Origin of the sequence: Pantoea sp. MHSD4 (assembly GCF_021043305.1) — a bacterium.
In the GTDB taxonomy this organism is placed as follows: domain Bacteria; phylum Pseudomonadota; class Gammaproteobacteria; order Enterobacterales; family Enterobacteriaceae; genus Pantoea; species Pantoea eucalypti.
Map to the genome: position 1 here is coordinate 384,406 of NZ_JAJNDH010000003.1, position 12,967 is coordinate 397,372.

Genomic DNA, 12,967 nt, shown 5'->3' on the forward strand with positions numbered 1-12,967 from the left:
GATGACTGAGTTCGTGCAGCGCGAAAGCGCGGTGTTGGTGCATTTTACGCTGAAGCTGGAAGATGGCTCGACGGCGGAATCGACCCGTGCAAACGGCAAGCCCGCGCTGTTCCGTCTCGGTGATGGCAGCCTCTCTGCAGCGCTTGAGCAGGCATTGCTGGGGCTGAAAGCGGGTCAGACTAAACAGTTTACTCTGGAACCGGAAGATGCCTTTGGTGGCGTCAGCCCTGACCTGATCCAGTATTTCTCGCGTCGGGACTTTATTGATGCAGGCGAACCGGAAGTGGGTGCCATCATGCTGTTCAGCGGCATGGGCGGCAGTGAAATGCCAGGCGTGATCCGCGAAGTCTCCGGTGATTCTATCACCGTCGATTTCAACCATCCGCTGGCGGGTCGCCGTATTCAGTTTGATGTAGAAGTGCTGGAAATCGATCCGGCACTGGAGACGAACGATGCAAATCCTGTTAGCTAATCCGCGCGGCTTCTGCGCTGGCGTTGATCGCGCCATCAGTATTGTTGAGCGCGCGCTGGAGATGTATGGCGCGCCCATCTATGTCCGTCACGAAGTGGTGCATAACCGTTACGTGGTGAACAGCCTGCGTGAGCGCGGTGCCATCTTTATTGAAGAGATCAGCGAAGTGCCGGATAACGCCATTCTGATCTTCTCCGCGCACGGGGTTTCACAGGCGGTGCGTGCCGAAGCTAAAGCGCGCAATCTGACCATGCTGTTCGATGCTACCTGTCCGCTGGTCACCAAAGTTCATATGGAAGTCGCACGCGCCAGCCGTAAAGGCGTGGAAGCGATTCTGATTGGTCACGCGGGTCATCCGGAAGTTGAAGGCACCATGGGGCAATACAACAACCCCAATGGTGGCATGTATCTGGTGGAGTCGCCGGAAGATGTCTTCAGACTGACCGTCAAAGACGAAAACAATCTGAGCTTCATGACGCAGACCACGCTTTCTGTGGATGACACTTCAGACATCATTGATGCCCTGCGTCAGCGTTTCCCGGCGATCATCGGGCCGCGTAAAGATGATATCTGCTACGCCACCACCAACCGTCAGGAAGCCGTTCGTACGCTGGCGAAAGATGCGGAAGTGGTGCTGGTGGTCGGTTCGAAAAACTCTTCGAACTCTAACCGTCTGGCCGAGCTGGCACAGCGTGCCGGTAAACTGGCAAAGCTGATCGACTCTGCCGATGATATACAGGAAGAGTGGGTAAAAGGCGTGGCCTGCATCGGCGTTACCGCAGGTGCTTCAGCCCCCGATATTCTGGTGCAGCAGGTGATCCAGCGGTTACGTGAGCTGGGTGGCGAAGCGGCGATTGAGCTGATTGGCCGTGAAGAGAATATTGTTTTTGAAGTGCCTAAAGAGCTGCGCGTCGACGTACGTAACGTGCAGTAATGCTTCGATATGACTGATAAAAAGGCCGACTCTGTTCGGTCTTTTTTGTTTTTATAGCCCGGCTGAAATGCCGTTGTTCACTGCGATGATTGCTTTTACTGATAATCACAGGCGGCTGGCATAAAATTCTTATTATCACGGATTATTAGTGGCGTGACTGTTAACTCACCGTTAACCTGATGACGCTTTGGATGCATAGTTTTGTTTTAGGAATGAATAAATATGAACACTATCCGCATTGCTATTGTGGGCGCGCCGGGCCGTATGGGCCGTAATCTGATTCTGGCGACGCAGCAGGCAGAAGGCGTTGAGCTGGGTGTGGCACTGGCACGTCCAGGCTCATCGCTGATCGGCAGCGACGCTGGTGAGTTAGCGGGCATCGGAAAGAATGGCATCCTCATCGCTGACGATTTACGCGCGGTGACTAACGACTTTGATGTGCTGATCGACTTCACCCGTCCGGAAGGCACGCTGGAGTATATGGCGATCTGCCGTGAGCACGGAAAAGCGATGGTGATTGGCACCACCGGTTTTGATGAGGCAGGCAAAGCAGCCATTCGCGCGGCGGCGGAAGATATCGCCATTGTCTTTGCCGCTAACTTCAGCGTGGGAGTTAACCTGGTGCTGAAGCTGCTGGAGAAGGCTGCCAAAGTCATGGGTGAATATGCGGATATTGAGATTGTCGAAGCACATCATCGTCATAAAGTGGATGCGCCGTCTGGCACCGCACTGGCGATGGGTGAGGCGATAGCCGATGCCATGCAGTGGAAACTGGACGAGCATGCGGTTTATACGCGTGAAGGCTACACCGGTGAACGCCAGCCACAGACCATTGGTTTTGCTACGGTTCGCGCGGGTGACATCGTGGGTGAGCATACGGCGATGTTTGCAGATATCGGTGAGCGTGTAGAGATTACCCACAAGGCCTCAAGTCGCATGACCTTTGCAAATGGCGCCGTTAAGTCAGCTTTATGGCTAAAAGATAAGAAATCTGGTTTGTTTGATATGCGTGACGTGCTGGATTTGTCGATGTTGTGAGTGTTGTGAACCATCGTGATGTGGTTATTTCAATCGTTAATACCTTGATTGAAAAGGGGCAATGTTTTCATTGCCCTTAATTTTATCTTAAAATAGCCATTCTGATTAAAAATTACTTTCTGGTTGTTGTTTTCCCACCTTTTCTTCATTTATTTTCCCTGATGGACGCCATTTTTGACCATTTGGTCAAAAATAAGGGACCGCTTAAGCCGGTTTCGTTTTTATGTCGCCTGGCAAACGATTATTCTGCCGGGTTTTCCTCTCTTTTTGCCGCTCATGCCTGTTTTTTACCTCATAAGGCAGATAAGTGTGAAAAAATCCCGCTGCAGGGTAGACAATGACCAGGGCTGTCATTAGAATGCGCGCAATTTGCCAAAAATCGACAATTCAGGCGGTTTTTGCATTGATTCAGGCGGCTATTTTGAATTAATATGCAGATATATTGACTGTTTATTCCCTGGAGGATGTTTTGATAAAGTCAGCAATCCTGGTTCTGGAAGACGGAACCCAATTCCACGGTCGGGCCATCGGGGCAACAGGATCGGCAGTGGGAGAAGTCGTTTTCAACACTTCAATGACCGGCTATCAAGAAATCCTCACTGATCCTTCCTATTCCCGCCAAATCGTTACTCTCACTTATCCCCATATCGGTAATGTCGGTGCCAATGCCGCCGACGAAGAATCCAGCCAGATTCATGCGCAGGGCCTGGTTATTCGTGACCTGCCGCTGATTGCCAGCAACTTCCGTAGCGAAGAAGGCCTGTCGGCCTACCTGCAGCGCAACAACATTGTGGCGATTGCCGATATCGATACCCGCAAGCTGACGCGCTTGCTGCGTGAGAAAGGGGCGCAGAACGGCTGCATTATTGCCGGCGACAATCCGGATGCCGCACTGGCGCTGCAAAAGGCCCAGGCATTCCCGGGACTGAAAGGAATGGATCTGGCGAAAGAGGTCTGCACCACTGAGACTTACAGCTGGCAGCAGGGCAGCTGGACACTGGACGCAGGTCTGCCAGAGCAGGCTGCTGCGGAGTCGCTGCCATATCACGTGGTGGCTTATGACTACGGCGCCAAGCGCAACATTCTGCGTATGCTGGTCGATCGCGGCTGCCGTCTGACTGTGGTTCCGGCACAGACGCCAGCTGAAGAGGTTCTGAAGCTGAATCCGGATGGCATTTTCCTCTCCAACGGTCCTGGTGACCCGGAGCCGTGCGACTACGCGATCAGCGCGATTCAGGACTTCCTGAAGACAGAGATTCCGGTGTTCGGTATCTGCCTGGGTCATCAGCTGCTGGCGCTGGCCAGCGGTGCTAAAACCGTGAAGATGAAACTCGGCCACCATGGTGGTAACCATCCGGTGAAAGATCTCGAAAATAACCGCGTGATGATCACCGCGCAGAACCACGGTTTTGCGGTCGACGAGAACAATCTGCCAGCAAACCTGCGTGTGACCCACATTTCGTTGTTCGATAAAACCGTGCAGGGCATCCATCGCACTGACAAGCCAGCATTCAGCTTCCAGGGTCACCCGGAAGCCAGCCCGGGTCCGGGTGATGCTGCGCCGCTGTTTGACCACTTTATTGAATTGATTGACGCATTCCGTCTGAAAGCGAAGTAATCAGGAGCTAATTCATGCCAAAACGTACAGACCTAAAATCCATCCTGATTCTTGGTGCCGGTCCGATTGTGATCGGCCAGGCCTGCGAATTTGACTATTCCGGTGCGCAGGCGTGTAAAGCGCTGCGTGAAGAGGGTTACCGCGTCATTCTGGTGAACTCCAACCCGGCGACGATCATGACTGACCCGGAAATGGCTGATGCGACCTACATTGAGCCGATTCACTGGGAAGTGGTGCGCAAAATCATCGAAAAAGAGCGCCCGGATGCAGTACTGCCCACCATGGGCGGACAGACGGCGCTGAACTGTGCGCTGGAGCTGGAACGTCATGGCGTGCTGGAAGAGTTTGGCGTCACCATGATTGGTGCGACTGCTGATGCGATCGACAAAGCAGAAGATCGTCGTCGTTTCGACGTGGCGATGAAAAGCATTGGTCTGGATACGGCGCGCTCCGGCATCGCACACACTATGGAAGAAGCGCTGGCCGTGGCAGAAGATGTTGGCTTCCCGTGCATTATCCGTCCTTCCTTTACCATGGGCGGCACCGGTGGCGGCATCGCTTACAACCGCGAAGAGTTTGAAGAGATTTGTGAACGCGGTCTCGACCTCTCTCCCACCAATGAGTTGCTGATTGATGAGTCGCTGATTGGCTGGAAAGAGTATGAGATGGAAGTGGTGCGCGATAAAAACGATAACTGCATCATCGTCTGCTCAATCGAAAACTTCGACGCAATGGGGATTCACACCGGTGACTCCATCACGGTAGCGCCTGCCCAGACGCTGACTGACAAAGAGTATCAAATCATGCGTAACGCCTCGCTGGCGGTACTGCGTGAGATCGGTGTTGAAACTGGCGGCTCCAACGTGCAGTTCTCCGTTAACCCGAAAGATGGCCGACTGATTGTCATCGAGATGAACCCGCGCGTGTCACGCTCCTCAGCGCTGGCGTCAAAAGCGACCGGCTTCCCGATTGCTAAAGTGGCGGCCAAACTGGCGGTTGGCTATACCCTCGACGAGCTGATGAACGATATCACTGGCGGTTTAACGCCTGCCTCGTTCGAGCCTTCAATCGACTACGTTGTTACCAAGATCCCACGTTTCAACTTCGAAAAATTTGCCGGTGCCAACGATCGCCTGACCACGCAGATGAAGTCGGTCGGCGAAGTGATGGCGATTGGCCGTACCTTCCAGGAGTCCATGCAGAAAGCGCTGCGCGGCCTGGAAGTAGGCGCTAACGGCTTCGACCCGAAAGTGCACCTCGATGACCCGGAAGCGTTAACCCGCATCCGTCGTGAGCTGAAAGATGCCGGTTCAGACCGTATCTGGTATATCGCAGATGCTTTCCGTGCAGGCATGTCCGTCGATGGCGTGTTCAATCTGACCAACATTGACCGCTGGTTCCTGGTGCAGATTGAAGAGCTGGTTAAACTGGAAGATCAGGTCGCCCGCGAAGGCGTTAATAGCCTGGATGCGAATTTCCTGCGCACGCTGAAGCGTAAAGGCTTTGCCGATGCACGGCTGGCGACGCTGGCGGGTGTGGCGGAGAGCGAAATCCGCAAGCTGCGTCAGCAGTTTAATCTGCACCCGGTTTACAAGCGCGTAGATACCTGTGCCGCAGAGTTCGCGACGGACACGGCCTACATGTACTCCACCTATGAAGAAGAGTGCGAAGCCAATCCGAGTCCGGATCGTGAAAAAATCATGATTCTGGGTGGTGGACCCAACCGTATCGGCCAGGGTATTGAATTCGACTACTGCTGCGTTCACGCCGCACTGGCGCTGCGTGAAGATGGCTACCAGACCATTATGGTTAACTGTAACCCGGAAACCGTTTCGACCGACTACGACACCTCCGATCGCCTCTACTTCGAGCCGGTTACGCTGGAAGATGTGCTGGAGATTGTGCGCATTGAGCAGCCAAAAGGCGTGATCGTGCAGTATGGCGGTCAGACTCCGCTGAAACTGGCGCGTGCGCTGGAAGCCGCAGGCGTACCGGTTATCGGCACCAGCCCGGATTCCATTGACCGTGCTGAAGACCGTGAACGTTTCCAGCAGGCGGTTGATCGCCTGAATCTGAAGCAACCGGCTAACGCCACCGTCGCGACGCTGGAGCAGGCGGTGGAGAAAGCTGCTGGCCTGGGTTATCCGCTGGTGGTCCGTCCTTCTTATGTGCTGGGCGGCCGTGCCATGGAGATCGTCTACGATGAAATCGACCTGAAGCGCTACTTCCAGACGGCGGTTTCGGTTTCCAACGATGCGCCGGTGCTGCTGGATCGCTTCCTGGATGATGCGGTCGAAGTGGATGTGGATGCGATCTGCGACGGCGAGCGGGTGCTGATTGGTGGCATCATGGAACACATCGAGCAGGCTGGTGTTCACTCCGGTGACTCCGCCTGTTCACTGCCGGCCTATACGCTGAGTCAGGAGATTCAGAATGTGATGCGCCAGCAGGTTGAGAAGCTGGCATTCGAGCTGAATGTTCGCGGCCTGATGAACGTCCAGTTCGCGGTGAAAGACAACGAAGTCTACCTGATTGAAGTCAACCCACGTGCGGCGCGTACCGTTCCGTTCGTCTCTAAAGCGACGGGTGTACCGCTGGCGAAAGTGGCCGCGCGCGTGATGGCAGGTAAAACGCTGGCAGAGCAGGGCGTCACTGAAGAGGTGATTCCGCCTTACTACTCCGTTAAAGAAGTGGTGCTGCCGTTCAACAAGTTCCAGGGCGTTGACCCGATTCTGGGACCAGAAATGCGCTCTACCGGTGAAGTCATGGGTGTGGGCCGCACGTTCGCTGAGGCGTTCTCGAAAGCGATGCTGGGCGCACAGAGCAATATGAAGAAGTCGGGCCGTGCGCTGTTGTCGGTGCGTGAAGGCGACAAGAAACGTATCGTTGACCTGGCGGCTAAGCTGCAGAAGTTCGGTTTTGAACTGGATGCGACTCACGGCACGGCGGTGGTACTGGGCGAGGCGGGCATTAATCCGCGCCTGGTTAACAAGGTGCATGAAGGTCGTCCGCATATTCAGGACCGTCTGAAGAATGGCGAGTATAGCTACATCGTGAATACCACGGCGGGTCGTCAGGCGATTGAAGATTCGAAGCTGATTCGCCGTAGCGCACTGCAGTATAAAGTGCACTACGACACTACGCTGAACGGCGGTTTCGCGACTGCGATGGCGCTGAATGCAGATCCGACGGAACAGGTTATCTCCGTGCAGGAAATGCATGCCCAGATAAAGGCGATGTAATGTGAAAAACGGCTCCTCCGGGAGCCGTTTTTTTTGGCCCTCTTACTGGCGATAATCTGAAAGTCAGGTCCGGAAAGGGGTTGGAGTTTGTGTTAAAGTGACTGATTTGGCTTAATTTTTTAGCTTTAGGTGCGAATGGGGCTGGTTCGCACAAATTTATAATATAAACACTTCCTGTACGGATTTTTCGCCAGTACTATGCCTGCCGCTCATCACTGGAGCGTATCAGGACATAATTAAAAAATGAAAATGCGTACTTTTTCTCTGAGTGCAGTGGCTGCACTGATGGCTATTCTTCCTTTCGCCAGCCAGGCGGAAGTGACGTTGTTAAAGCAGGATCCGCAGGCGGGCGATCCGCTTAGCCGTCTTAATTTTAAGGTTGGCGGCAGCATTCGTGCTCAGTTCAATCATCAGACCGGCGTGGATGACAAATCTTACAAGCGTGACGGTTTTGATGGCGGCACCCGTTTCCGTTTCGGTGCTGACTATTACCTGTTTGATGACGTGAGCTGGATCAGCTATTACGAGCTGGGCGTTAACGTCCCGGCAGTTTTCGGCTGGGATCGCCACTATGCTGACGGTGCCAATAACACCACGCGTCGCCAGCTCTACACCGGTCTGAAAAGCAAAACCTGGGGTCAGCTTACCTTTGGTCAGCAGAACAGCGTGTATTATGACACTGTGGGCGCCAAGACCGATATCTGGGATTACGACATGATCGGCCAGGCACCGGGCAACGGAATCAACGGTGACTACGACGGATCTTACCGTTCACGCAAGCAGCTGAAATATAAAAACACCTTCGGCGATGCGGATATTTACGCCTCTTATCTGTTCGACGATAACGAATATCTGCCAGGCAATGGCCTGCGCTATAAGCGCAAAGGCGGCGGCTCGCTGGGCGTGGATTACCATATCTCTGATGAACTGAGCTGGGGCACGGCGTGGAACTACACGCGCGCGGCGATGCGTAACCCGAACAATGGCGACAGCCGCGATTACGATCAGAACATTTACGGCTCTGCATTAAGCTGGACACCAGGCAACTGGACGCTGTCAGCCGGTGGTGGCTGGTATCAGAACTTCATGACGACCAAACGCAAAGACGCGCGTAACTACTTTGCTGGCGATGCGTGGGGCGTTGAATATTTCGCCGGTTACAAAATCCCGGTGGGGCAGTATGGTCTGAAAGCGGTTCAGCCTTATGTTATGGGTGATCGCATTGAGGTCATGACCGGTCGTGATTACCAGCGCATCGACAACGGTCTGGGTGTGGTGCTGTTCCTCGACTACGGTTTCCGTGTTGACTACGAACATGTCTTCACCTCCAGCACCGATAACCTGGGTGATATGAATCTGGTGCGTCTGCGCTACGACTTCTGATCATCCTGACGAGCCTTAATCAGGCTTGCAGCGATAAACGATCTTAACGGGCAGGGAGCACAGGCAGAGGAGGAAAGCGTCCCGCGCCATGGAAAAAAACGCCGGGAGCGTTTTTGAACAACGCAAAGCGTTGGCCCGTATACGGGCGCACCTCAGGGATGAGGTGCGTAATCGCGCGGGCCGAGCGGTCATGGATAACAGCTTTTGCGTCTTTCCGATCTGACTGCGTTCCCTGTGCTGCACCGATCTTACCGCTAGCCAGACCAGGCTTTACGGCTCCTCCGGGAGCCGTTTCCTTTTGCGCACGCTTTTTGTGCCAGCCTGAGGCCTGTCGCTGGCGAGCTGCGGCAAACTGACGCGATTACGCGGTGAAAAACGCTGCACAGGGCATGAAAAGCGGCATCATGAAAAGCTTTACGCAAATAGACCTTTTCCCCTATCGACGAAAGTTTCACCTTTACGTATCATGGCGCCAATTTTTTCAGTGAGTGGTTAACATGATTAGTCTTATCGCGGCATTAGCAGCAGATCGCATTATTGGAATGGAGAACGCCATGCCGTGGGACCTGCCTGCAGATCTGGCGTGGTTCAAACGCAATACGCTGAAGAAACCGGTCATTATGGGTCGACTGACCTTTGAATCTATTGGTCGTCCGTTACCTGGCCGGCTGAACATCGTGGTCAGCAGTCAGCCGGGCACCACGGAAGGCGTCACCTGGGTCACCTCACTGGATGAGGCGATACAGGCAGCCGGTGATGCTGAAGAGATCATGGTGATTGGCGGTGGACGCGTCTATGAGCAGATGCTGAAGCGCGCCGATCGTCTCTATCTGACGCACATTGATGCAGAAGTTGAAGGTGATACACAGTTCCCGGATTACGAGCCGGATGAGTGGCAGTCTACGTTCAGCGAGTTTCACGATGCTGACGAGCAGAACTCCCACAGCTACTGCTTTGAGATCCTCGACCGTCGTCGCTGATCCTCCCTTTGCCAGACTGTAACCTGGCTGTCATCTCTGTTCATTAGCATTGCTTCTTTTCTGGGATCTTCATGAAGGAAGCAATTAATAATGAAAACCGAACTCTCCGCATTAAGCACTGACCGTCTGCGTGATCCTCTGCGTCGTAAATTCATTGCCGGTTCCGGCGCTCTCGGGCTGACCGGCTTTCTCAGCGGCGGCCTCACAATCTCAGGAAGCGCACTGGCGCAGGAGAAGCTAGCGGGAAGCCCATTGCTGGGCTTTCAGGGGATTGCCGCATCCACCGCCGATGAGATTGTGGTGGCCCCCGGCTATCGCGCAGACGTGCTGATCTCCTGGGGAGATCCGCTGGTGAATGGCGCAGTCGCATTTGATCCGCACGGCAATAACAGCGCGGAAGATCAGGAAAAGCAGTTCGGTGACAACAACGACGGTATGAGCTTCTTCGCCATTAATGACCAGCGTGGCGTCATGGCGATCAACAATGAATATGTGAATGAGCCGACGCTGTTCGCCCACGGCGGCAGCAAAGCGACCAGCCTGGAAGATGTGAAAAAGTCGCAGGCGGCGCACGGCATCTCCATCGTTGAAGTCAAACGGGGTGAGGACAATCGCTGGCAGGTGGTGCGTCCTTCTGAGTTCAACCGCCGTATTACCGCCAATACTCCGATGCGCTTTTCCGGTCCGGCAGCGGGCGATAAAGCGCTGCAGACCGCCGCCGATCCACAGGGAATGCATGTCCTTGGCACCTTTGGTAACTGCGCCAACGGTAAAACGCCGTGGGGGACTTATCTCACCTGTGAAGAGAACTACGACACCTACTTTGGTACCCATCAGGCGGACTTTACGCCAACGCCGCAGCAAAAGCGCTATACCCTGAATGCCGCCGAGCCAGAGCGTAACTGGGCCGACTTTGATCCCCGTTTCGACATCGCCAAAAACCCCAATGAATTTAACCGCCACGGCTGGATTGTCGAAATCGATCCCTTTGATCCTCACTCCGTGCCGGTAAAACGCACTGCACTGGGGCGCTTCAAGCACGAAAATGCCGCCGTTACGGTCGCTAAAACCGGTCAGCTGGTGGTTTACATGGGCGACGATGAGCGCGGCGAGTATATCTATAAATATGTCTCAGACGACAAAGTCATCCCGGATGATGCCAAAGCCAATCACGGATTGCTGGATAAAGGCACGCTCTATGTGGCGCAGTTCAATGGCGATGCGCAGGGCACGCCGCTGAAAGGTACCGGCCGCTGGCTGGCGCTGAAGTGGGGTGAAAATGGACTCACCGCTGAAAAGGGGTTTAACAGTCAGGCCGATATTCTGATTAATGCGCGTGCGGCGGCTGATGTGGTTAACGCCACGCGGATGGACCGGCCAGAGTGGATTGCTGTTAACCCGCATGATGGTCGTGCTTACTGCACGCTGACTAACAATAACAAACGCGGCAATGAAGGCATGCCGGTTAATGCGGCGAATCCGCGTCCTAAAAATATCTACGGCCAGATTATCCGCTGGGATGAAAAGGGCGATGCCACGGCGCAGGCGTTTGAGTGGGATATCTATGCGTTGTGCGGCAATCCGATCGCGCATCCTGAAGGGATCTATCGCGGTACACCTAACATCACCGCTGAAAACACCTTTAACAGTCCCGATGGTCTGGGGTTTGATGCGCACGGGCGGTTATGGATCCTGACCGATGGCAAGTACAGTAATAAAGAGGATTATCAGGGGCAGGGGAACAATCAGATGCTGGTAGGGGATCCGGATAGTGGGGAGATCCGCCGGTTCATGGTTGGCCCCAAATCATGCGAGCTGACGGGCATCACCTTCACGCCAGATTACAAAACGCTGTTCGTCAATGTGCAGCATCCCGGCGAAGAGGGTGACTCGCACTTTCCCGATAACAGTCCGCGTCCCCGGTCGTCAGTGATCATGATCACCCGCGAAGATGGCGGCATTATCGGCGCATAAGAGAGGATGCTGGCCTTGCCGGCCAGCATCGCCGTTATAGCGCGGGCGGTGCCAGACTTTCGCTGGAGGCCAGCGCTTTTTCGCGATTGGAGGGCTGTACCACATAGCGTTGCGTTTCCCAGTGCAGCAGCGTCAGCGTTCCGCCCCAGCAGCAACCGGTATCCAGACCGATGATTCCTTCAGGCGTCCCTTTGCCTTCCAGCGAGGCCCAGTGACCGAACACAATGGTGTAGTCACGTGCGACCGGCCCCGCAATGTTAAACCAGGGTTTTAGCGGGGGAAGGGCAGATTCAGGGGCATCTTTGCAGATCATATCCAGCTGACCATTGGGAAAGCAGTAACGCATGCGGGTCAAAGCGTTAGTGCTGAAGCGCAGACGTGCCAGACCAGTCAGATCTTCACTCCAGTTATTCGGCATGTCGCCATACATCGCATCCAGAAACAGCGGATAACTGTCACTGGCAAGTACCGCTTCAACTTCACGCGCACACTTTTTCGCGGTCTCGATATCCCATTGCGGCGTGATACCGGCGTGTCCCATCACCAGCTTTTTCTCTTCATCAACCTGTAACAGCGGCTGACGACGCAGCCAGTTGATCAGCTCATCCGCATCGTCCGCTTCCAGCAACGGTGTCAGGCGATCTTTGGGCTTATTACGGCTGATTCCAGCGTAGACCGCCAGCAGATGTAAATCGTGATTGCCCAGCACCAGACGCACTGCGTCGCCCAGCGATTTTACGTAGCGCAGAACCTCAAGTGAGCCCGGACCCCGCGCCACTAAGTCGCCGGTCAGCCACAGGGTATCCTGCTCAGGATTGAAATCAACCTGTTGCAGCAAGGCACGTAATTCGTCGTAGCAACCGTGAACGTCGCCAATCAGGTATGTGCTCATAAGGTTTTATCCATCAGGAAGCTGCCCGACTAAACGGGCAAAAAGCGTATGAATTAATGAATGTGGGTCTGAATGGCGAGGCGGAACACCGGGATCTCGACATGGAAGGTGTCACCCTGTTCGTCGACCATCACATAGTGTCCCTGCATGGTGCCCATCGGTGTTTCGATCACGGCTCCGCTGGTGTACTGAAACTCATTGCCTGGCGCGATAAGCGGTTGTTCACCCACCACGCCTTCGCCCTGAACTTCCGTTTCGCGGCCGTTACCGTTGGTAATCAGCCAGTAACGTCCCAGCAGTTGCACTGAGGAACGGCCCAGATTGCGAATCGTAATGGTATAGGCGAAGACGTAACGATCATCATCCGGTGAGGATTGTGAGGCAACGTACTGGCTTTGCACATGGACGGAGACGCGGGCCGTTTCACTCATGAC

At 54.5% G+C, this 12,967-nt stretch carries 10 protein-coding genes; 8 read left to right on the plus strand and 2 right to left on the minus strand.

Features of this window, described 5'->3' with window-relative positions; translation table 11 throughout:
* Nucleotide 1: 1 nt before the first annotated feature.
* The 8 genes from fkpB to LQK91_RS12320 all read left to right on the plus strand — a co-directional run bounded on the left by fkpB (nt 2) and on the right by LQK91_RS12320 (nt 11,641).
* A complete protein-coding gene (fkpB, locus tag LQK91_RS12285) occupies nt 2–472 on the plus strand; it encodes an FKBP-type peptidyl-prolyl cis-trans isomerase (RefSeq protein ID WP_003854824.1) in 471 nt (156 codons plus the stop codon).
* Nucleotides 453–1,406: a 4-hydroxy-3-methylbut-2-enyl diphosphate reductase gene (gene ispH / locus LQK91_RS12290; protein WP_003854823.1), complete on the plus strand. Its 954-nt coding sequence runs from the start codon at nt 453–455 to the stop codon at nt 1,404–1,406. The genes fkpB and ispH overlap by 20 nt, the downstream gene beginning before the upstream one ends.
* A 222-nt stretch (nt 1,407–1,628) precedes the next feature.
* Entirely contained in the window at nt 1,629–2,444 is an 816-nt protein-coding gene (gene dapB, locus LQK91_RS12295) for a 4-hydroxy-tetrahydrodipicolinate reductase (protein WP_078804755.1), read from the plus strand.
* Between the two features lie 469 nt (nt 2,445–2,913).
* Complete coding sequence (carA, locus tag LQK91_RS12300; protein ID WP_039658803.1) at nt 2,914–4,062, plus strand: glutamine-hydrolyzing carbamoyl-phosphate synthase small subunit; 1,149 nt, start codon at nt 2,914–2,916, stop codon at nt 4,060–4,062.
* Between the two features lie 14 nt (nt 4,063–4,076).
* Nucleotides 4,077–7,304, plus strand: coding sequence for a carbamoyl-phosphate synthase large subunit (carB, locus tag LQK91_RS12305; protein WP_003854816.1), 3,228 nt, complete (start codon nt 4,077–4,079; stop codon nt 7,302–7,304).
* Between the two features lie 243 nt (nt 7,305–7,547).
* A complete protein-coding gene (locus LQK91_RS12310; RefSeq protein ID WP_039658801.1) occupies nt 7,548–8,687 on the plus strand; it encodes a porin in 1,140 nt (379 codons plus the stop codon).
* Between the two features lie 497 nt (nt 8,688–9,184).
* Entirely contained in the window at nt 9,185–9,667 is a 483-nt protein-coding gene (gene folA, locus LQK91_RS12315) for a type 3 dihydrofolate reductase (RefSeq protein ID WP_033763249.1), read from the plus strand.
* 90 nt (nt 9,668–9,757) lie between these two features.
* The gene (locus LQK91_RS12320) at nt 9,758–11,641 is read left to right on the plus strand and encodes a PhoX family protein (RefSeq protein WP_105099548.1); all 1,884 of its coding nucleotides are present in this window, start codon (nt 9,758–9,760) and stop codon (nt 11,639–11,641) included.
* A 34-nt stretch (nt 11,642–11,675) separates the two neighbouring features.
* Here the strand turns inward: LQK91_RS12320 and apaH are convergent, their stop codons facing one another.
* Both apaH and apaG read right to left on the minus strand, forming a co-directional pair.
* Entirely contained in the window at nt 11,676–12,533 is an 858-nt protein-coding gene (gene apaH / locus LQK91_RS12325; protein WP_003854809.1) for a bis(5'-nucleosyl)-tetraphosphatase (symmetrical) ApaH, read from the minus strand.
* A gap of 53 nt (nt 12,534–12,586) precedes the next feature.
* On the minus strand, nt 12,587–12,964 hold the full coding sequence (gene apaG, locus LQK91_RS12330) for a Co2+/Mg2+ efflux protein ApaG (protein WP_003854807.1): 378 nt from the start codon (nt 12,962–12,964) through the stop codon (nt 12,587–12,589).
* Between the last annotated feature and the right edge of the window lie 3 nt (nt 12,965–12,967).